The 20,366-nt window shown below is 60.6% G+C and carries 14 protein-coding genes; 2 read left to right on the top strand and 12 right to left on the bottom strand.

Translation table 11 applies throughout. From position 1 onward, the window contains the following. Nucleotides 1–108 precede the first annotated feature (108 nt). The 9 genes from CPH89_RS07810 to betI all read right to left on the bottom strand — a co-directional run bounded on the left by CPH89_RS07810 (nt 109) and on the right by betI (nt 12,558). Nucleotides 109–1,287 (bottom strand): BaiN/RdsA family NAD(P)/FAD-dependent oxidoreductase, encoded by a 1,179-nt coding sequence (locus tag CPH89_RS07810; protein ID WP_053258807.1) that lies wholly within the window; start codon nt 1,285–1,287, stop codon nt 109–111. Between the two features lie 157 nt (nt 1,288–1,444). Further along, nucleotides 1,445–2,782, bottom strand: coding sequence for an ATP-dependent RNA helicase DbpA (gene dbpA / locus CPH89_RS07805; protein ID WP_232005461.1), 1,338 nt, complete (start codon nt 2,780–2,782; stop codon nt 1,445–1,447). A 130-nt stretch (nt 2,783–2,912) separates the two neighbouring features. Next, nucleotides 2,913–4,340 carry a multidrug transporter subunit MdtD gene (gene mdtD / locus CPH89_RS07800; RefSeq protein ID WP_053258409.1) on the bottom strand — a complete coding sequence of 476 codons (1,428 nt, stop codon included), beginning with the start codon at nt 4,338–4,340 and terminating at the stop codon, nt 2,913–2,915. A gap of 36 nt (nt 4,341–4,376) precedes the next feature. Beyond that, entirely contained in the window at nt 4,377–5,267 is an 891-nt protein-coding gene (locus tag CPH89_RS07795; RefSeq protein ID WP_053258408.1) for an alpha/beta fold hydrolase, read from the bottom strand. Nucleotides 5,268–5,578: 311 nt separating this feature from the next. Continuing rightward, on the bottom strand, nt 5,579–6,895 hold the full coding sequence (locus CPH89_RS07790) for a TldD/PmbA family protein (protein WP_053258407.1): 1,317 nt from the start codon (nt 6,893–6,895) through the stop codon (nt 5,579–5,581). Continuing rightward, on the bottom strand, nt 6,895–8,337 hold the full coding sequence (locus CPH89_RS07785; RefSeq protein WP_053258406.1) for a TldD/PmbA family protein: 1,443 nt from the start codon (nt 8,335–8,337) through the stop codon (nt 6,895–6,897). Before CPH89_RS07785 ends, CPH89_RS07790 begins: the two co-directional genes overlap by 1 nt. A gap of 204 nt (nt 8,338–8,541) precedes the next feature. Beyond that, on the bottom strand, nt 8,542–10,245 hold the full coding sequence (gene betA / locus CPH89_RS07780; RefSeq protein WP_053258405.1) for a choline dehydrogenase: 1,704 nt from the start codon (nt 10,243–10,245) through the stop codon (nt 8,542–8,544). A gap of 137 nt (nt 10,246–10,382) precedes the next feature. After that, complete coding sequence (betB, locus tag CPH89_RS07775) at nt 10,383–11,855, bottom strand: betaine-aldehyde dehydrogenase (protein WP_053258404.1); 1,473 nt, start codon at nt 11,853–11,855, stop codon at nt 10,383–10,385. 109 nt (nt 11,856–11,964) lie between these two features. Next, a complete protein-coding gene (gene betI / locus CPH89_RS07770; RefSeq protein WP_010207128.1) occupies nt 11,965–12,558 on the bottom strand; it encodes a transcriptional regulator BetI in 594 nt (197 codons plus the stop codon). Between the two features lie 390 nt (nt 12,559–12,948). Between betI and CPH89_RS07765 the strand changes: the two genes are divergently transcribed. Beyond that, nucleotides 12,949–14,883, top strand: a complete 1,935-nt coding sequence (locus CPH89_RS07765; protein WP_232005460.1) for a BCCT family transporter — start codon at nt 12,949–12,951, stop codon at nt 14,881–14,883. Between the two features lie 183 nt (nt 14,884–15,066). On the opposite strand, the gene choV is transcribed toward CPH89_RS07765, so the two are convergent. From choV to CPH89_RS07750, 3 genes are all read right to left on the bottom strand, one after another. Next, nucleotides 15,067–16,245, bottom strand: coding sequence for a choline ABC transporter ATP-binding protein (choV, locus tag CPH89_RS07760; RefSeq protein ID WP_053258402.1), 1,179 nt, complete (start codon nt 16,243–16,245; stop codon nt 15,067–15,069). After that, nucleotides 16,242–17,087: a choline ABC transporter permease subunit gene (gene choW / locus CPH89_RS07755; RefSeq protein ID WP_053258401.1), complete on the bottom strand. Its 846-nt coding sequence runs from the start codon at nt 17,085–17,087 to the stop codon at nt 16,242–16,244. The genes choV and choW overlap by 4 nt, the downstream gene beginning before the upstream one ends. A 67-nt stretch (nt 17,088–17,154) precedes the next feature. Next, complete coding sequence (locus CPH89_RS07750) at nt 17,155–18,102, bottom strand: choline ABC transporter substrate-binding protein (protein WP_053258400.1); 948 nt, start codon at nt 18,100–18,102, stop codon at nt 17,155–17,157. A 416-nt stretch (nt 18,103–18,518) separates the two neighbouring features. Between CPH89_RS07750 and CPH89_RS07745 the strand changes: the two genes are divergently transcribed. Beyond that, nucleotides 18,519–19,895 carry an L-serine ammonia-lyase gene (locus tag CPH89_RS07745; RefSeq protein ID WP_053258399.1) on the top strand — a complete coding sequence of 459 codons (1,377 nt, stop codon included), beginning with the start codon at nt 18,519–18,521 and terminating at the stop codon, nt 19,893–19,895. Nucleotides 19,896–20,366: the final 471 nt, after the last annotated feature.

The raw sequence follows: 20,366 nt of genomic DNA, 5'->3' as shown, positions 1-20,366 counted from the left end.
AATGTGGGAGGGGGCTTGCTCCCGATAGCGGTGCAACAGTCACTCATGAATTGACTGCTACACCGCCATCGGGAGCAAGCCCCCTCCCACATTTTTTACCGCGTAGTGTCAGGCGTATTGCGCCGCGGCGTAGCCCGACGCCCACGCCCACTGGAAGTTGAACCCGCCCAGGTGACCGGTCACATCCAGTACTTCGCCGATGAAGTACAACCCCGGGCTTTTCAGCGATTCCATGGTCTTGGACGACACTTCGCGCGTATCCACACCGCCCAGTGTCACCTCGGCGGTGCGGTAGCCCTCGGTGCCGGCCGGCACCAGTTGCCAGCTCGCCAGTTTTTGCGCGATGTCGGCCACTTCGGCGTGGGTGTACTGCTTCATCGGCTTGGACACGAACCAGGTTTCCGCCAGCAGGTTGGCCATTTTCTTGGTGAAGATCTCACCCAGCAGGGTTTTCAACTCGCTGTTGGGGCGTTCGACCTGTTGCTGTTGCAACCAGGCGTGGGCGTCGTGGTCGGGCAGCAGGTTGATTTCCACCGTGTCGCCGGATTCCCAGTACGAGGAAATCTGCAAAATCGCCGGGCCGCTCAGGCCACGGTGAGTGAACAGAATGTTCTCGCGAAAGCTCTGGTCATTGCAGCTGACCAGGCAATCCACGGAGGTGCCCGACAACTCGCCACACAAATCCTTGAGCTGGTCGGTGATGGTGAACGGCACCAGCCCGGCGCGGGTCGGCAGCAGTTCATGGCCGAACTGCTTGGCCACTTGGTAACCAAAGCCGGTCGCGCCCAAGGTCGGAATCGACAGGCCGCCCGTCGCGATCACCAGGGATTCGCAGCGCAGCTCACCCAAGGTGGTTTGCAGCTGGTAGCCGCTCTCGAGCTTGGCGATTTCCTCGATCGAGGTGTCCAGGTGCAGGCTCACGCCGGTCTGGATGCATTCATCGAGCAGCATGCCGAGGATGTCGCTGGACTTGTTATCGCAGAACAACTGGCCGAGCTTTTTCTCGTGGTACGGCACGCCATGCTTGGCAACCAGAGCGATAAAATCCCACTGGGTGTAGCGGGCCAGGGCCGACTTGCAAAAGTGCGCGTTGTGCGAGAGGAAGTTGGCGGGCTCGGTGTACATATTGGTGAAATTGCAGCGGCCACCGCCGGACATCAGAATCTTCTTGCCGGCCTTGTTCGCGTGGTCGATCAACATCACTTTGCGCCCACGCCCGGCAGCGGTCAGCGCACACATCAAGCCTGCGGCGCCGGCGCCAATGATCACAACTTCGGTCGAGCGCACAGCCATGTCCTCATACAAATTCTGAATTGAAATACAGTCAAATGTGGGAGGGGGCTTGCTCCCGATAGCGGTGTGTCAGCCAGAATTCTATCAACTGATACACCGCCATCGGGAGCAAGCCCCCTCCCACATTAGATCTCCATTGGAGGGGAGCTCTTTACAGGATGCGCACGCGCAACGAACGGCCTTTGATCTTGCCGTCGTTCAAACGCTGCAGCGCCTGCTTGGCGATCCCGCGCTCCACGGCCACGAACGCCTGGAAGTCAAAGATCGCGATCTTGCCGACCTGTGCGCCCGGGATGCCGGCTTCACCGGTCAGTGCACCGAGGATGTCGCCCGGGCGGACTTTGTCTTTGCGGCCGGCGGCGATGCACAGGGTGCTCATCTGTGGCAGCAGCGGGCCACCGCTTTGTGGCTTGAGGTTGTCCAGTTGGTCCCAGTTCAACGGCGATTTCTGCAATTGCTCGATGGCCTGGGCGCGGTGCGCTTCCGACGGCGCCACGAGGCTGATCGCAATCCCTGTCTCACCGGCACGCCCAGTACGGCCTACGCGGTGGATGTGGATTTCCGAATCGCGGGCCAGCTCGACGTTGATCACCATGTCCAGCGAGTCAATGTCCAGACCACGGGCGGCTACGTCGGTCGCCACCAGCACCGAGGTGCTACGGTTGGCGAACATCGCCAGCACCTGGTCACGGTCACGCTGTTCCAGGTCGCCATGCAGGCCGACGGCGGAAATGCCCTTGGCCGTCAGGTGATCCACGGTTTCCTGCACTTGCTGCTTGGTGAAGCAGAACGCTACGCACGACGCCGGGCGGAAATGCGCGAGCACCTTGGTCACGGCGTCCATGCGCTCTTCCGGCGAGATCTCGTAGAAACGCTGCTCGATCTGGTCATCGGAGTGGAAGGCTTCAGCTTTCACTTGCTGCGGCGCGCGCATGAATTTCGACGCCAACTGCTTGATGCTCACCGGGTAGGTGGCCGAGAACAGCAGGGTCTGGCGGCGTGCCGGGGTCTTGCTGATGATGTCTTCGATGGCGTCGTAGAAGCCCATGTCGAGCATACGGTCGGCTTCATCGAGGATCAGCGTGTTCAAGCCGTCCAGTACCAGCGAACCTTTGCGCAGGTGCTGTTGGATGCGACCCGGGGTGCCGACGATGACGTGGGCGCCGTGTTCCAGGGAAGCGATCTGCGGGCCGAGGGACACGCCGCCGCACAGGGTAAGCACCTTGATGTTGTCTTCGGCGCGGGCCAGACGACGGATTTCCTTGGCGACCTGGTCGGCCAGCTCACGCGTCGGGCACATCACCAGGGCCTGGCAGCCGAAGTAGCGCGGGTTGATCGGGTTCAACAGACCGATACCGAAGGCGGCGGTCTTGCCGCTGCCGGTCTTGGCCTGGGCAATCAGGTCCAGCCCTTTGAGGATCACCGGCAAGCTTTGCGCCTGGATCTGCGTCATCTCGACATAACCCAGCGAGTCGAGGTTAGCCAGCATGGCGGCGGAGAGCGGCAAAGTATTAAAAGCGGTGGCGATGGTAGTCACGGGACTGGCTCTGCAAAACAAAATGTTGCGCAGTGTACCAGTCCCACAGGATTTTCCCCGCAAGTTCTAGACGGGAAGCCTGTTAATGCTCGATGTCGTGCTCGCGGCTGATCACGCGCTTGCCGTCGGTGGGCGACAGTTGCAGGAAGATCGCCGCCGCCAGCATGGCCATGATGCCCACGGTGAGGAAGGTCAGTTGGAAGGCGCCGAGTACGGTGCTGACACCATCGTTGCCCGACTCGGCGGTAAAACCGCCGAGCAAGGCACCGGCACACGCGACGCCCAGGCTCAGGGACAATTGCGCCACCACCGAGAGCAAACTGTTGCCGCTGCTGGCCTGGGCATCGTCCAGGTCGATCAGGGTGACGGTGTTCATCGCGGTAAATTGCAGGGAGTTGATCGCCCCGAGGATCGCCAGCATGCCCAGCAGCAACCAGTAAGGCGTCTGTTCACTGACCAGGCCCATGCTCGCCAGCATGATGCCAAGCGCCAAGGTATTGCCGGTCAGCACCACGCGGTAGCCGAGGCGTTCGATCAAGGTGCGGGCAATCGACTTGGCAAACATCGCCGCCGCCGCCAGCGGCAGCATGCTCATCCCGGCTTCCGATGGCGAGTAACCCAGCGCCACCTGCAACAGCAGCGGCACCAGGAATGGCAAGGCGCCGCTGCCCAGGCGCGCAAACAGGTTGCCGAGAATGCCCACTGCAAAAGTCCGGGTCTTGAACAGCACCGGCGAAAACAGCGGGTTATCGATATGGCCGGCGCGCAGCCAGTAGGCCGCGAGGCACGCCAGCCCGCCAAACAGCAGCAACATTACCCGCAGATGCGGCAGGTGCAGTTCGCCCAGGCCTTCCATGGCGATGGTGATCAACACCATCGCCGCGCCAAACAGCACAAACCCCATGCTGTCAAAGCGTGTGCGCTCACTGCCGCGCAGGTCGGGGATCAGTTTCCACACGGCGTAACAGCCGATCATGCCCACCGGCAGGTTGATCAGAAAAATCCAGTGCCAGGTCAGGTATTGCACCATCCAGCCGCCCATGGTCGGGCCAAGCAACGGGCCGAGCAGGCCGGGGATGGTAATGAAGCCCATGATCCGCACCAGCTCGGAGCGCGGGTAAGCGCGTAGCACAACGAGGCGCCCGACCGGCAACATCAGCGCCCCGCCCAAACCCTGGATGACCCGCGCGCCGACCAGCATGGTCAAGCTGCTGGACAGGGCGCACAACAGCGAACCAATGCTGAACAGCATGATCGCGCCGAAAAAGATTTTCTTGGTGCCAAAGCGGTCGGCGATCCAGCCCGAGGCCGGAATGAGCAAGGCGACGGTGAGCATGTAGGCGATCACCACTCCTTGCATGCGCAGCGGGTTTTCGGCGAGGTCCCGGGCCATGGCCGGCAGGGCTGTGTTGAGAATCGTCCCATCCAGCGACTGCATGAAGAAGGCAATCGCGACCACCCAGGGGAGCCAGCGGGCGGTTTTGGCATCGAGAGGGGCGCGATTCGGCATGGGCGACCTTTTGGTTAGCAGGCTATGTGTCGGCGATTATGCGCCATCCGTTGCGCCTTTTCCCACTGGCGGTTCGTCTAAATCTGGCAATGGCGCGTGCTCCCCGACCAGGAAATCCAGCAGGGCGCGGTGCACCGCCAACGCCGCCTCGCGAGACTCAAGGTCGAGCAAGTGACCGGTGTGCTCGGCGACGGCGAACGTGCTGCGCCCCACGTATTTATTGAACAGCCGGGCCTCGGTTGCCGGGGTGTATTCATCCAGCGCGCCGTTGATGAAATGCACCGGGGTTTCGATTTGAGTGAGTGCCGGCAGGTAGTTGCCGTCGCCCAGGCCCAGCACCTGGTGGATATGAAAGCGTGCCTGGCGGTACTCGGTAGTCGCCATGCCCGACAGGTGCCGATGGTTATTGCGCTTGAGCCGGGGGCACAGGTATTTGCCGACGGTCTCGTTTAGCAGGTGGCCGACGGCGGACTTGTCATCCGCCTCGATCAGCACCCGCACGCGTTCCACGTAATCGAGCATCGCCTGGTTGAGGTTGGGCGCCAGGGCCATCACCACCGAGCTTTGAATGGAGGGCGGGTTGTGGGCCAGGGTCAGCAACGTGGAGATGCCGCCCCAGGAGGCCGACACCAGATGGTTGACCTGAAACCGGTCAACCAGCGCGCGCAGGATTTGTACCTCGTCGTCCTTGGTCACAAGGTCCAGGTTCGTGTTGTGCTCGCGCGAATGGCCGGAGAACGGCAGGTCGAACAGCAACACATTGAAGTGTTCCGCCAGGCATTTGCTGGTGCGCGCAAACGAGCGGGTGGTGGACAGGGCCCCATTGACCATCAGGACGGTTTTTCTTTGCGGGTGGTGACCTAGCTGCTCTACGTGAACGTTGTAGTGTTTGAACAGCTTTTCTATGACAAAACTTCCATGGTCCATGTCAACGCTCCAGCTTGCCCTATCCCGGGCAAGGTCGTGCATCACGTGCGAACACGTGGGGTGGTGGCGGGGTGCCACTAACCGTTATAACGAGGTTTTTTGCGGGCGACAACAGGCCGCACAGGGAGAAGTGTGAGATGGGATTTTGCGGTAGGAAGGAGTGAAACGGGGGTGTCAGAAACGAACACAGAATATTGTGGGAGCTGGCTTGCCTGCGATGGCATCACTGCGGTCCTGCTGACACACCGAGTTGTTTGCATCGCAGGCAAGCCAGCTCCCTAATAAGCCAGTTGCCACATTGGGGTTTGTATTTACAGGGTTAAGGTCAGGCGCTTGACCAACGCCCCCGGCAGCAAGTTGGACGCGGTATTACGCTGGCTGTACGTACTGGCCGACAACAGCAGTTCCCGCTCGGCGGTCAGCGCTTCGAGTTGTGAGCCGAGCAGGCTATAGACGCTGTCATCAAAGCGCATGGTGCTGACCGGCGCCTTGATTTCGCCTTCCTCCACCCAGAAGGTGGCGAAGCGCGTCATGCCGGTCAGGCGTGCGGCCGGCAGGTCGGAGTAGTTCAGGTACCACAGGTTACTGATATACAGCCCAGTGCCCAACTGCTTGAGGATATCGGCCTGGGCCAGGCTGCCCGCCGCCATCTGCAAGGCGCTGGGCGACTCGTCGCTGCTCGCCCCGTTGGTGCTCAGGCCGTATTCGGCGGCACTGCGCGAGTTGATCAACTGGCCTTGCGCCTTGCCCGCATTGATCAGCGTGACATCCCCGCGCGGGTAGCCTTCGGTGGAAAACGCCTGGCTCAGTGAGCCGCTGATCTGCTCATCGACTTTTACCAAGGGGCTCAACGACTGTTCACCCGCATACAGCTTTTGCAATGAGCTGCCTTTGCTGGCGATGGCCTGGGCGGAAAACCCGCCCCAGGTAATGATGCTGAGGATTTCTTCCAGCGCCGCCGGGGCGAGGTAAGCGCGGTATTGGCCGGGGGCCAGGCTGTGTAACGGCCGACCCAGGAATGCCAACTGCTCGCGTGCTTGCAGGAACCGCGCGGCGAACTCGGCGCTGTCCCAGGTGTGCCCGGCGTAGGTGGCTTTTACCGCTTCGCCATTGGCGTGAAACAGGCTGAAATCGAAGTTGAAGCTATTGGCCTGATGCCAGCCGAACGCGCCGTCCGAACTGGCGAAACCACGGCTGATGGGGCCTGCGGCATAGAAGCCGACCAAGTCTACGCCTTCTGCCGCCTGGCTGATGTCGTGCAGTACCTGGGCCAGTTCCGGTAGCGGGCGCAGCTGTTCGTTGTGGCTTTGCCAGGCGTTGTGATTGAGCAGCAGGTACGGGTCCTGTGGCAATAAGGGCAAGGTCTCGCGCAGTTGTTGCAGGCCATTGGCGAGGCGTTGGCGGTCCAGCGCCGGCTCACCGGCCAGGGTGATAGTGAGGTCGGCATGACGGCCGTCGTGGATCAGCTTGAGGTTCAGGCTGGCCTGTTGCACCTGCCCGGCCTGGCGTACTTGCGCGTGGTTAAACCGCACGAACTCGGAGGATTCGCCAGCAAAGCCAAGGTGGAATTGTTCCTTGTCGGTGATGGCCTGCTTGAGCCAGTCCACCAGTGCCTTGAAGTTGTTCATCAGGCCTCTCCCCCAAAAACGTCGACAGCACTGAACACGCACGCAGGTGACGCATGGCCCACGCGGATCACTTGGTTGGGTTCGCCTTTGCCGCAGTTCGGCGTGCCCAGGACCTTGAAGGTGCTGGCGTCGCCGACGGCGCTGAGCTTGCGCCAGAACTGCGCGGAAATGGCGCGGTAGTTGGGGTTTTTGACCACGCCCTTGAGTTCGCCGTTTTCGATCAACTGGCCCCACTCGCAGCCGAACTGGAATTTATTGCGCGCATCGTCGATGGACCAGGAGCGGTTGGTGCTCATCAGGATGCCGTGCTCGATACCGCTGATCAGCTCGGCCTGGGTCTTGTCGCCCGCTTCGATATTCAGGTTGGCCATGCGGTCGATCGGCGCGCGGTTCCAGCTGCAGGCGCGGCTGTTGGCGACGCCACCCAGCCCTGAGCGAAATTGCGACAACGCGCCGCCCAATGGCTTGAGCAGCAGGCCGTCACGGATCAGGAACTGCTTGGTGGCGCGGGTACCGTCGTCGTCATGGCTGTAGCTGGCGAGTTGTTCAGGGATGTCCGGGTCGAACGTCACGTTGAGCAAGGGCGAACCGTATTGCAGGTGGCCGAAGTCCTCGGCCTTCACAAAGCTGGTGCCGGCGTAATTGCGCTCATCGCCCAGGATGCGGTCCAGTTCCAGCGGGTGGCCGATGGACTCGTGGATCTGCAGGATCATTTGGTCGGGCATCAGCAGCAGGTCGCGCGGGCCGTGAGGCGTGTTCGGTGCGAGCAGCAGTTGCAGGGCTTCGTCGGCGACCGTGCGGGCGGCGCCGACCAGGCCGAAGCGGCGAATCACGTTCGCACTGCCTTGCTGGCCGAAGTTGGTACCGCCCAAGGTGCGGGTCTGGCTGTCGTTGCCATCGAAGGCGGTGACGCTCAGGCCCGGGTAGACGAAACGCTGGGCCTGGCGCAGTTCGGCACCGGCACTGTTGAGGTAGATCTGTTCCACATGGGTGGTGCCCAGGCTGACTTCCCAACTGACCAGGCGCTCATCCTTGGGCACGGCGGCAGACTCGTCACCGAGCAGTTGGTAGCAGTCGCTTAAAGAAGGGAAGGGCTGGTCGAGATCCGGCGACAGGTAGTCGGCGACGTCGCTGGAGACCGGCTGTGTGTGCAGGTCGAGCAGGGCGTGGGGGAAGATCCGCCGGGCTTGCTGTTCGGCGCGCTCAAGGGCGGCTTGCAGGCCGGCAAGGGAAAGGTCGTTGGTGGCGGCATAGGCTTCCACACCGTTGAGACGCACGGTGAGCATGGCGCCCTCGTCGTGGTTCAGGTGTGGCGGCTCGGCGACGTTCTTGCGTACCGACAGGTATTGGCCGGATTCGCGCACGTAACGCAGCGAGAAAAATTCAGCGGTGGTGCGCAGGGCACTGAAGTGCTTTTTGAGTGTGGCGTGGTGGTCGAACATGGGGCCTTCCTTGTGGGCGGCTCATCGCGGGCAGGCAACAGAGTAGGCCTGGGGCGGGGAGCTGATCAAGGAAAGTGTAGGCGGGGGATTTACAGCGCTTGTTCGGGCCTCTTCGGGAGCAAGCCCCCTCCCACACTTGATCGGGTTAACACGGTCAAGATGTGGGAGCGGGCTTGCTCGCGAATGGGCACCGCGGTGTATCAGTTACTGCGCAGTCGGGCCCACTTCACGCAGCGGCTTGCCACGCACCGGCGCATCGCCTGCCACGTAGTAGTCGGCAGTGCTGCGCGGCAGTGGTTTGCGGCCACGGATCTTGTCGGCGATTTTCTCGGCGATCATGATCGTCGGCGCGTTGAGGTTGCCGGTGGTGATGATCGGCATGATCGACGCATCCACAACACGCAAGCCCTGCATGCCATGCACACGGCCTTCGCCGTCCACTACCGCCATCTCGTCGGTGCCCATCTTGCACGAGCAGGACGGGTGGAACGCAGTCTCGGCGTGCTCGCGGATGAACTTGTCCAACTGCTCATCGGTTTGCACGTCAATACCCGGGCTGATTTCACGGCCACGGTATGGGTCCAGCGCCGGCTGTTGCATGATTTCACGGGTCAGGCGGATGCCGTCACGGAACTCCTGCCAGTCCTGTTCGGTGGCCATGTAGTTGAAGAGGATGCTCGGGTAGTCCCGTGGGTTCTTCGACTTCAATTGCACGCGGCCACGGCTTGGCGAACGCATGGAGCCCATGTGCGCCTGGAAACCGTGCTCTTTCACACCATTGCTGCCGTTGTAGTTAATCGCCACCGGCAGGAAGTGGTACTGAATGTTCGGCCAATCGAATTCTTCACGGGTGCGGATAAAACCGCCCGCTTCGAACTGGTTGCTGGCGCCGATGCCGGTGCCGTTGAACAGCCACTCGGCCCCAATGGCCGGCTGGTTGTACCAGAGCAGCGATGGGTACAGCGACACTGGCTGGGTACAGGCGTATTGCAGGTACAGCTCAAGGTGGTCCTGCAGGTTTTCGCCGACGCCTGGCAGGTCGTGGACCACCGGGATGTCGAGGCTTTCCAGCAGTTTGGCCGGGCCGACACCGGAGCGTTGCAGCAGTTGCGGCGAAGCGATCGCGCCGCTGCACACCAGCACTTCTTTGCGTGCACGGGCTTCAACGCGTTCTTCGGCGGCGCCGATCAGGTAACGCACGCCCACGGCACGCTTGCCTTCGAACAAGACTTTGTCGGTCAGGGCGTGGGTGACGATGGTCAGGGTCGAACGCTTTTTAGCCGTGTCCAGGTAACCGCGAGCGGTACTGGCGCGACGGCCGTTAGGCGTGACGGTACGGTCCATCGGGCCGAAGCCTTCTTGCTGGTAGCCGTTCAAGTCGTCGGTACGCGGGTAACCGGCCTGTACACCAGCTTCAACCATGGCGTGGAACAGCGGGTTGTTGCCGGCTTTTGGCGTGGTCACGCTGACCGGGCCATCGCCACCGTGGTAATCGTTCGGGCCGATGTCACGGGTTTCGGCTTTGCGGAAGTACGGCAGGCAGTCGAGGTAGCTCCAGTTTTCCAGACCTGGGAGCTTCGACCAGTTGTCGTAGTCCATGGCGTTGCCACGGATGTAGCACATGCCGTTGATCAGCGAGGAACCGCCGAGGCCTTTGCCGCGACCGCATTCCATCCGGCGACCGTCCATGTGTGGCTCTGGGTCGGTTTCGTAGGCCCAGTTGTAACGGCGGCCTTGCAGCGGGAACGCCAACGCGGCCGGCATTTGGGTACGGAAATCAAGACGGTAGTCCGGGCCGCCGGCTTCCAGCAGCAGGACGGTGACGCCTTCGTCTTCGGTCAGACGGGTCGCCAGGGTATTACCGGCGGAGCCGGCACCCACAATGATGTAGTCGTATTCTTGGGACATTGGATGCACCCTCTTTGAAGTGTGGTCAGGTCGGGCCTCATCGGGGGCAAGCCCCCTCCCACAGGGGAATACATTCCAGATGTGGGAAGGGGGCTTGCCCCCCGATGCCGGCCTCGCAGGCAATGCAAGCCTCGGGTTTAGAACACCGAGGCGTAGTCGCCCAGCTCAACCTGTACCGATTTGATGCGGGTGAAGTTGTTCAGCGAGCTGATGCCGTTCTCACGGCCAACGCCCGACTGCTTGTAGCCGCCCACCGGCATCTTGGCGTCGGACTCGCCCCAGGCGTTGATCCAGCAGATACCCGCTTCCAGCTGATGAATCACGCGGTGAGCGCGGTTCAGGTCTTTGGTGACCAGGCCGGCAGCCAGGCCGAAGTCGGTGTCGTTGGCGCGGCGGATCACTTCTTCTTCGGTCTCGTAGGTGAGGATGCTCATCACTGGGCCGAAGATTTCTTCACGGACGATGGTCATCTCGTCGGTGCAGTCGGTGAACACGGTTGGGGCAACAAAGGCGCCTTTGGCGAAGTCGCCGTCGGTCAGACGGTCGCCGCCGCACAGCACGCGAGCGCCTTCTTCCTTACCTTTGGCGATGTAGCCGAGCACGCTTTCCATGTGGGCGAAGCTGACCAGCGGGCCGAAGTTGGTGTTGTCGTCCTGCGGGCTGCCGACGCGAATGCGCGCCACACGCTCAACGATCTTGGCTTCGAAGGCCGCTTGCAGGTGCTTGGGCACGAACACGCGAGTGCCGTTGGTGCAGACCTGGCCGGAGCTGTAGAAGTTGGCCATCATCGCGATGTCGGCGGCGCGGTCCAGGTCGGCGTCTTCGAAGACGATCAGCGGGGACTTGCCGCCCAGCTCCATGGTCACTTCTTTGAGCGAGGAGCTGGAAGCGCTGGCCATGACTTTTTTGCCGGTGTCGGTGCCGCCGGTGAACGAGACTTTCTCGATGCGCGGGTGCTCGGTCAGCCAGGTGCCGACTTCACGGCCGCTGCCGGTCAACACGTTGAACACGCCTGCCGGAACGCCGGCTTCGGTGTAGATCTCGGCCAGTTTCAGGGTGGTCAGCGAGGTGACTTCGCTTGGCTTGAAGATCATCGCGTTACCCGCGGCCAGGGCCGGTGCGGATTTCCACAGGGCGATCTGGATCGGGTAGTTCCACGCGCCGATACCGGCGACCACGCCCAGCGGCTCGCGACGGGTGTAGACGAACGAAGTGTCGCGCAGCGGGATCTGCTCGCCTTCGATGGCCGGCACCAGGCCTGCGTAGTATTCCAGCACGTCAGCGCCGGTAACGATGTCGACGTACTTGGTTTCGGAGAAGGCTTTACCAGTGTCCAGGGTTTCCAGTGCGGCCAGTTCGTCGTTGCGCTCGCGCAGGATGTCGACGGCGCGACGCAGGATGCGCGAACGCTCCATGGCGGTCATGGCGGCCCAGATTTTCTGGCCTTTTTCAGCGCTGACCACGGCACGCTCAACGTCTTCTTTGGTAGCACGTTGCACATTGGCGAGAACTTCACCGTTAGCCGGGTTGATGGCTTCGAAGGTGGCATCGCTGCCAGCGTCGCTGTAGCCGCCGTCAATGTAGAGTTTTTGCAGTTCGAAACGGGCCATAAAGTCCTCGCAAGTGCATAAGTGGTTGGCGTTACCCGCCGAAAGTGGGCCATGAGGTTCTGGCAACACTGAGCGGCGGACGTTCAGGGGTTGAGCGGTTATGTGTGCTCTAACTCACCTGCTTGGCCAATTGGAAATCCATGTATTCGTAAGCGATCCGTTGCGCCTGTTCCGTGTCGAAAGCGTCTCCCGACAGGGCGCCGCGCAGCCACAAACCGTCGATCAGGGCCGCCAGGCCTCGGGCTGCTTTGCGTGCGTGCGGCAGCGGTAGCACTCGGCGGAACTGGCAGCACAGGTTGGAATACAGACGTTGATCGTTGATCCGCTGCAACCTGTGCAATGACGGGTGATGCATGCTGGTGGCCCAGAAGGCCAGCCAGGTTTTCATTGCCGGTCCGTTGACCTGGCTGGCGTCGAAGTTGCCCTCGATGATCACCCGAAGGTGCGCCCGTGGGCTGTCGTCCTTCAGCGCAAGCCTGCGTTCGTGGACGTTCTCGATCAGCACATTCATCAAGTACCGCATCGTTGCGGCGATCAGGCCGTTCTTGTCCTGAAAGTAGTGACTGATGATGCCGTTCGAGACACCGGCCAAACGGGCGATCAGCGCAATGCTGGCATCTCCCATTCCAACCTGATCGATGGCCGTCAAGGTGGCTTCGATCAACTGCTGGCGGCGTATGGGTTGCATACCGACCTTGGGCATGTAGCACCTCTCCTTAGGCCTGCCGATGGGCGATAAACGTCCGTCGGGTTGAAGGCCAGTCTATTTTGTTTTGATTGAACGTTCAATCAACAAAGAATAAGATCTGCGACAAATGGTCGCTCCCTACAGATATTTCCTACCTGTGAGCAGCAGCCTCTGACACCTGCAAAAATCCTTGAAACCGGCCATATCAGGGCCTGCCACCGCTTCGGCGGGGCTCAAGAATTTTCGGGGTGTCTTTATAACACCCGTCCGTCGACTGCCGAAAAATCGATGTCCCGGGATAACCGTTGCCTTGTGTTTCTCTCTCGCACTGCCCGGAGCATCTGCGCCATGAGTTCTGCCTCTCTTATAAAGACCCCGCCGGAAAAGGTACGGGTCAACGGTTGGGTGTTTTACACCTCCACCGCGCTGATTCTATTGTTGACCGCCATCCTGATCATCGCCCCGCAGGAGGCCGGGCGCATGCTTGGCGTAGCACAAGCCTGGCTTTCCAAAAGCTTCGGCTGGTATTACATGGTGGTCATCGCCGCTTACCTGGTGTTTGTGGTCGGCCTGGCGTTTTCGTCCTACGGCAAGTTGAAACTGGGCAGCAAGGACGACACCCCGGACTTCAGCTACGGCGCCTGGGCCGGCATGCTGTTCTCGTCGGGTATCGGCATCTCGCTGCTGTATTTCGGCGCCTCGGAGCCGTTGGACCACTACTTCAACCCGCCCGAAGGCGCGGCCGCCAGCAATGGCGCGGCACGCCAGGCGCTGCAACTGACCTTCCTGCACTGGGGCCTGCACGGCTGGGCGATCTATGCCTTGGTCGGCCTGGCCGTGGCGTATTTCGCCTACCGTCATAACCAGCCGCTGGCCTTGCGTTCGGCGCTGTACCCGCTGGTGGGCGAGCGCTGGGTGAAGGGCGCGGCCGGCCACGCGGTGGACGGTTTCGGCATGTTCGTGACCCTGTTGGGCCTGGTGACGAACCTGGGGATTGGTTCGATGCAAGTGTCGTCGGGGCTTGAAAACCTGTTCGGCATGCAGCACAGCAACACCAACCTGCTGATCGTGATTATCGTGATGAGCACCGTGGCGACCATCGCTGCTGTGTCGGGTGTGGAGAATGGTATTCGCCGCTTGTCCAACCTCAACATCGTATTGTTCAGCGGTTTGCTGATTTTTGTGCTGCTGTTCGGCCCGACCCTGCACTTGCTCAATGGCTTGGTGCAGAACACCGGTGACTACCTCAACGGTATCGTGCTGAAAACCTTCGACCTCTATGTCTACGAAGGCGATGCCGACAAAACCGAACGCTGGATGGGCCTGTGGACGCTGTTCTACTGGGCCTGGTGGATTTCCTGGGCGCCATTTGTAGGCATGTTCATCGCGCGTATTTCCCGTGGTCGCACGGTGCGTGAACTGGTGGCCGGCGTGCTGCTGATCCCGCTGGGCTTCACCTTGGCGTGGTTGTCGATCTTCGGTAACTCGGCCCTGGACCTGGTGCTGAACCACGGTGCGGTGGAGTTGGGCAAGACGGCGCTGGAACAACCGTCGATGGCCATCTACCAATTGCTGGAGCATTACCCGGCGTCGAAAATCGTTATCGGTGTGTCGATCTTTGTCGGCTTTGTGCTGTTCCTGACCCCGGCGGATTCCGGCGCGGTGATGATGGCCAACCTTTCTTGCAAAGGCGGCAATGTGGATGAAGACGCGCCGCACTGGCTGCGGATCTTCTGGTCGGCGGTGATCACGCTGGTGACCATCGGCCTGCTGTTTGCCGGCAACTTCGAAGCCATGCAAACCATGGTCGTGCTGGCCGGGCTGCCGTTCTCGGTGGTGCTGATTTTCTTCATGTTCGGTTTGCACAAGGCGATGCGCCAGGACGTGGCCATGGAGCAGGAGCAGGCACAATTGGCTGAACGTGGTCGCCGTGGTTTCAGCGAGCGCCTGACCGCGCTGGACCTGCAACCGAGCCAGGGCACCGTGCAACGCTTTATGGACAAACATGTGACGCCGGCGTTGGAACAAGCGGCGACTGCGTTGCGTGATCAAGGTCTGGAAGTGCAGACCCTGCTGGGCAAATCCAAGCGCTGCATTGGTGTGCGCATCGAGATGGAAGAGGGCAACCCGTTTGTTTACGAAGTAAGCCTGGATGCTTATTCGTCGGCACCGAGCGACGTGCCCGAAGAAGAGCGTACGCGTTACTACCGGGCCGAGGTCTACCTGCACAACGGGCCTCAGGAATACGACCTGATGGGCTTTGCCCAGGAACAAATCACCCGGGACGTGCTCGATCAGTTTGAAAGCCATCGGCAGCTCCTTGGCCGTGTCTATAGCTGATGCTTGAGCCGAACGGTGCCCTCACGGGTGCCGCTTTTTTTATGTGTAAACAGAGCAAAATGTGGGAGCGGGCTTGCTCGCGAATGCGGTGTATCAGTGACAGATGTGCTGACTGACACACCGCATTCGCGAGCAAGCCCGCTCCCACATTGAACCCGTTCCTTCAGTTGTCTTCGCGCTGCCTTAGCCCAGGTTCTTGCCCAGCAGGGCATGGTAAAGCTCGCTGTCCCCCAAGATCCCGACCACCTGGTTGTTGGTGTGCAACACCAGCTTGTTCCCGGTGTGGTAACGAATCTGCAACGCATCGCGCATGCCGATATTGGAGTCCACCAGCGTCGGTACGCGGCCCAGTCCTTCAACCGCTTGCCCCGGCGCCCAGTTCTGCAAGTTCAGCACGGCACCATTCTGGCGTGCACCCTTGATGGTGTTGCCTTCGGCCAGGTCCAGCCACGAGTCGCCACCCGGGTCCAGGCACACCGAACCGTTGATGCGTTTGCAGTTGTCCAGGGTGCGCATCAAGCTGCGACCACACAGCACGTTCAACGGGTTGGTATGGGCGACGAAGGTGCGCACATAGTCGTCCGCCGGGTTCAGCACGATCTCTTCCGGCACGCTGTACTGGATGATCTTGCCGTCTTTCATGATCGCGATGCGGCTGCCCAGCTTAAGTGCTTCATCCAGGTCATGACTGACGAACACGATGGTCTTGCTCAGCTTGCGTTGCAGCTCCAGCAGTTCGTCTTGCAGGCCTTGGCGAATCAGCGGGTCGAGGGCGGAGAAGGGTTCATCCATCAGCAGGATATCGGCGTCCATCGCCAACGCGCGGGCCAGGCCGACACGTTGCTGCATGCCGCCGGACAACTCGTCAGGCTTCTTGTTGCGCCATTGGGCCAGGCCCACCAACTCCAGCTTGTCATCCACCAGCTTGCGCCGTTCCTTCTCGGGGCGGCCCTGCATTTCCAGGCCGAAGCTGATGTTCTCGCGCACCGTCAGCCACGGCATCAGGGCGAACTTCTGGAACACCATGGCGATGCGCTTGGTGCGCATCATTTTCAGCTCGGCAGGTGTGCACGAGGCGATGTCGATCTGGCGGCCTTCATGTTCGACAAACAGCTTGCCGCGGCTCACGGTGTTGAGGCCGTTGATGCAGCGCAGCAAGCTTGACTTGCCCGAGCCCGAGAGGCCCATCAGTACGCAGATCTCGCCTTTCTCGATGTCCAGGCTGGCTTTTTCAACGCCGACAATCTGGCCGGTTTTTTTCAGGATCTCGTTGCGACTCATCCCTTGGTCGAGCAGCTTGAGGGCTTCGCGCGGGTCCTTGGAGAAGATCACATCGACATTGTCGAATCGGATAATGCTCATGCATCACCCCCTACTTTGGCGTCGGGTTGTTTGCAGATGCGGTCGAGCATGATGGCCAGCAATACGATTGCCAGGCCGGCTTCAAAGCCCAGGGCAATGTCGGCGGTGTTCAGTGCGTTGACCACCGGCTTGCCGAGGCCGTCGGCGCCCACCAGGGCCGCGATCACCACCATCGACAACGACAGCATGATGCATTGGGTAATGCCGGCGGCAATGCTCGGCATGGCGTGGGGCAGTTCAATGCGTGAGAGCAACTGACGGCGTGAGCAGCCAAAGGCTTTACCGGCGTCCATCAACTCTTGTGGCACATCGCGGATACCCAGGTAAGTCAGGCGAATAGGCGCGGCAATCGCGAACACCACCGTGGAAATCAGACCGGGCACCACACCCAGCCCGAAGAGGGTCAGGGTTGGGATGAGGTAGACGAAAGTCGGCACGGTCTGCATCAGATCGAGTACCGGCCGCATCATCGTGTAGAACAGCGGTTTGTGCGCGGCAAGAATGCCCAGCGGCACACCGATGACCACGCAGACCAGGGTGGCGAACAGCACCTGCGCGAGGGTTTCCATGGTTTCCTGCCAGTACCCCAGGTTCAGGATCAGCAGGAAGGAGGCGATGACAAACACCGTCAGGCCCCATTTGCGTTGAATGAAGTGAGCGAGTAGCGCAATCAGACCGATCAATGCCAGCGGATTGAACCAGGTCAGCGCAAACGTCACGCCGTGGATCATCGTTTCCAGTGTCGATGCGATTGCGTCGAAGTAGTTGGCGCCATGTTTGGTCAACCATTCGACGAAGGCAGCGATGTACTGGCCTAGTGGGATTTTCTGTTCAGTCAGCATGGTAGTGAATGTCCACATGCGAAGGGGAAAAACATCCCGGGCCAGCGTACCGGCCCGGGGTCAGCACTTACTTGGCGAGATACGCTTTTACGGCCTCCAGACCTGGTTTGCCATCGACGGTGGTCACACCGGCGAGCCAGGTGTCGAGTACGGCGGGGTTCTTCTTCAGCCAGGCCTTGGCGGCGGCGTCAGGCTTCATTTTGTCGTCCAGGACGTTACCCATCAGCGAGCTTTCCATGTCCAGGGTGAACGACAGGTTTTTCAGCAATTGACCAACGTTGCTGCATTCCTGGGTGTAGCCCTTGCGAACGTTGGTGTAGATGGTGGCCTGGCCGTAGTTGGGGCCGAACGAATCGTCACCCCCGGTCAGGTACTTGAGCTTGAAGCGGGTGTTCATCGGGTGCGGTTCCCAGCCGAGGAACACAATGGCCTGGCCACGTTTGGTGGCGCGTTCCACCTGAGAGAGCATCCCGGCTTCGCTGGATTCCACAACCTTGAAGCCTGCGTCTTTCAAGCCGAACTGGTTTTTATCGATGAGGGTCTGGATGGTGCGGTTGCCGTCGTTACCCGGTTCGATACCGTAGATCTTGCCGCCCAGCTCGTCCTTGAATTTGGCAATATCGGCGAAGTCTTTCAGGCCTTTGTTGTACAGCTCTTCGGGGACCGCCAGGGTGTATTTGGCGTTTTCCAGGTTAGCGCGCACGGTTTCCACGGTGCCGGCATCACGGTACTGCTTGATGTCGTTTTCCATGGTCGGCATCCAGTTGCCGAGGAAGATGTCCATGTTCTTGCCGTCGGCCAGGGACTTGTAGGTCACCGGCACCGAAATCATCGTGGTGCGTGGCTTGTAGCCGAGGCCCTTGAGGATTTCGCTGGTGGTCGCGGTAGTGACGGTGATGTCGGTCCAGCCGACATCAGAGAAGTTGACGGTCTGACATTGTGCCGGTTCTGCAGCGTTCGCCAGGACTGGCAGACTCAACATGGCGGCCAACAACAACGAGGGTGAACCTTTCATCGGGGTAGACTCCTGTGTCTTTTTTCTGGCGGCATTCGCCGCGCTTTATACGTGTTGCGGTTGGGGCGTGCGATGAAGCGCAGGCACGGTGCCTTGCAAACGAGTCGAGACTGATCATGTACCAGTGAAAATCTGACGCCTACAGGGGGCGTCGTATCCAGTACAGGGATGGTCGTATCCAGTGTCGGTGACGTCGCTTACAGATTTTTCCAAAGGCAAAACTGCAGTTTTTACCGATCTGCACCGCAAAAAACGGCCAAAACGCCTGATCGCACGGACGCGACGCTAGTGAGCATGGGTGCGTCGGTGTGAGACGCCGTGAGGACCGCCAAAAGCTTGATGATGCGGCCATCTGGGCGATCTGAGCGTAGCACCTCGTTCAAGCCTGGCCGTGCTTATCGAGGAGTTCTACCGCAATGGCTATCAGCGTTTTCGACCTGTTCAAGATCGGCATCGGGCCTTCTAGTTCTCACACCGTCGGCCCCATGCGCGCCGCGGCGTTGTTCGTCCAAGCATTACGTGAACGTGAATGGTTGGAACAAGTCAGGCGCGTCGAAGTTCAGCTATATGGCTCGTTGTCGGCCACCGGCATCGGCCACGGCAGCGACACCGCCACCATCATGGGCCTGATGGGCGAGTGGCCGGACGCAATCGACCCGTCGCAAATCGGCCTGCGCATTCACACCCTGCGCGAGACCGACACCCTCTTGCTCGACGGTCACTTGCCGGTGCCTTTCATATGGGCGCGCGACATGCGCCTGCTCGACGAAAACCTACCGTTCCATCCCAATGGCATGACGCTGGTGGTGTTCGGTGATGACGGCGAACTGCACCGCGATACTTACTATTCGGTGGGTGGCGGTTTTGTGGTGGATGAAGCCCAGGCGCAAAGCGGTGTGGCCGACCTGGACCGCACCGAGCTGCCCTACGATTTCTCCAGTGCGGTGGAGCTGTTGCAGCTGTGCAAAACCCACGACCTGCGTGTGGCCGAGTTGATGCTGGCTAACGAAAAGGTCTGGCGCTCTGAAGAAGAAATCCGCAGTGGCCTGATGAAGCTCTGGCGGGCCATGCAGGATTGCGTGGAGCAGGGCCTCAAGCACGAAGGCATCTTGCCCGGTGGCCTGAATGTGCGGCGTCGCGCGGCCAAATTGCACCGCAGCCTGCAGGAACTGGGCAAGCCGAATGTGATTGGCTCGACCTTGAGCGCCATGGAGTGGGTCAACCTGTTCGCCCTGGCGGTGAATGAAGAAAACGCCGCGGGTGGGCGCATGGTCACCGCGCCGACGAATGGGGCGGCGGGGATTATTCCGGCGGTGCTGCACTACTTTATGAAGTTCAGCGAAGAGGTCACTGAAGCCAACGTCGTCGACTACCTGTTGGGTGCGGCGGCGGTGGGGATTCTGTGCAAGAAAAACGCCTCGATCTCGGGGGCTGAAGTCGGCTGCCAGGGCGAAGTCGGTTCGGCGTGCGCCATGGCTGCCGCCGGGCTGGCCGAGATCCTCGGCGCCACGCCTGAGCAGGTGTGCAACGCCGCCGAAATCGGCCTGGAACACAACCTCGGCCTCACGTGCGACCCGGTGGGCGGGCTGGTGCAAGTGCCGTGCATCGAACGCAATGCGATTGCGGCGGTGAAAGCCATCAACGCGGCGCAGATGGCGCTGCGCGGTGATGGCCAACACTTTATCTCCCTGGACCGCGTGATCCGCACCATGCGCGATACGGGGGCGGATATGCATGACAAGTACAAGGAGACCTCGCGCGGTGGGTTGGCGGTGAGTGCGGTGGAGTGTTGACACCGAGTCGCCTGCATCGCAGGCAAGCCAGCTCCCACCTTTGAATGTATTCACAGATCAAAATGTGGGAGCGGGCTTGCCCGCGATGGCGGTAGCTCAGGCAACACTGCTCAAAAAGTGAACACCCAAATTCAAAAGCGCCACCTTTTAGCGCGTCGCAAACAGATAAGTAGCTCCCAAACGATTTCCTTCCCCACCGCCCGTCAGCCGTGCGTGCGGTGACAGACTTTTCCCACACCCTCAAAGCGCCTTCCCACAAGTGCTACCGAACTGCTCACACCCCTTGAACGAGGCTGTTCCTACGTCCTTTTCGGGTATATCCCGCACTTCCTGCGCGGGCTTATATAGACGCATCATCAGGTCGTTTTCAGGATTTATTGAATACCCATTCAATTTTAGGCATGGCATTTGCTCTATCAAATTAAAGCCTCTCTCTGCCCAAGAGCAGAGCGCAATAACAAGAGCCTCGCC

The sequence above is a fragment of the Pseudomonas fluorescens genome, from assembly GCF_900215245.1.
Lineage (GTDB): Bacteria > Pseudomonadota > Gammaproteobacteria > Pseudomonadales > Pseudomonadaceae > Aquipseudomonas > Aquipseudomonas fluorescens.
The sequence above is the reverse complement of the archived record's forward strand: the minus strand, read 5'-3'. Positions and strand labels throughout refer to the sequence as shown.

Coding starts and splice junctions, on each gene's coding strand:
- CPH89_RS07795 (WP_053258408.1), bottom strand. CDS start 5,267: ATGGACCATGGAAGTTTTGTCATAGAAAAGCTGTTCAAACACTACAAC.
- CPH89_RS07745 (WP_053258399.1), top strand. CDS start 18,519: ATGGCTATCAGCGTTTTCGACCTGTTCAAGATCGGCATCGGGCCTTCT.
- CPH89_RS07790 (WP_053258407.1), bottom strand. CDS start 6,895: ATGAACAACTTCAAGGCACTGGTGGACTGGCTCAAGCAGGCCATCACC.
- CPH89_RS07785 (WP_053258406.1), bottom strand. CDS start 8,337: ATGTTCGACCACCACGCCACACTCAAAAAGCACTTCAGTGCCCTGCGC.
- betB (WP_053258404.1), bottom strand. CDS start 11,855: ATGGCCCGTTTCGAACTGCAAAAACTCTACATTGACGGCGGCTACAGC.
- choV (WP_053258402.1), bottom strand. CDS start 16,245: ATGAGCATTATCCGATTCGACAATGTCGATGTGATCTTCTCCAAGGAC.
- CPH89_RS07750 (WP_053258400.1), bottom strand. CDS start 18,102: ATGAAAGGTTCACCCTCGTTGTTGTTGGCCGCCATGTTGAGTCTGCCA.
- choW (WP_053258401.1), bottom strand. CDS start 17,087: ATGCTGACTGAACAGAAAATCCCACTAGGCCAGTACATCGCTGCCTTC.
- betA (WP_053258405.1), bottom strand. CDS start 10,245: ATGTCCCAAGAATACGACTACATCATTGTGGGTGCCGGCTCCGCCGGT.
- betI (WP_010207128.1), bottom strand. CDS start 12,558: ATGCCCAAGGTCGGTATGCAACCCATACGCCGCCAGCAGTTGATCGAA.
- mdtD (WP_053258409.1), bottom strand. CDS start 4,340: ATGCCGAATCGCGCCCCTCTCGATGCCAAAACCGCCCGCTGGCTCCCC.
- dbpA (WP_232005461.1), bottom strand. CDS start 2,782: ATGCTGGCTAACCTCGACTCGCTGGGTTATGTCGAGATGACGCAGATC.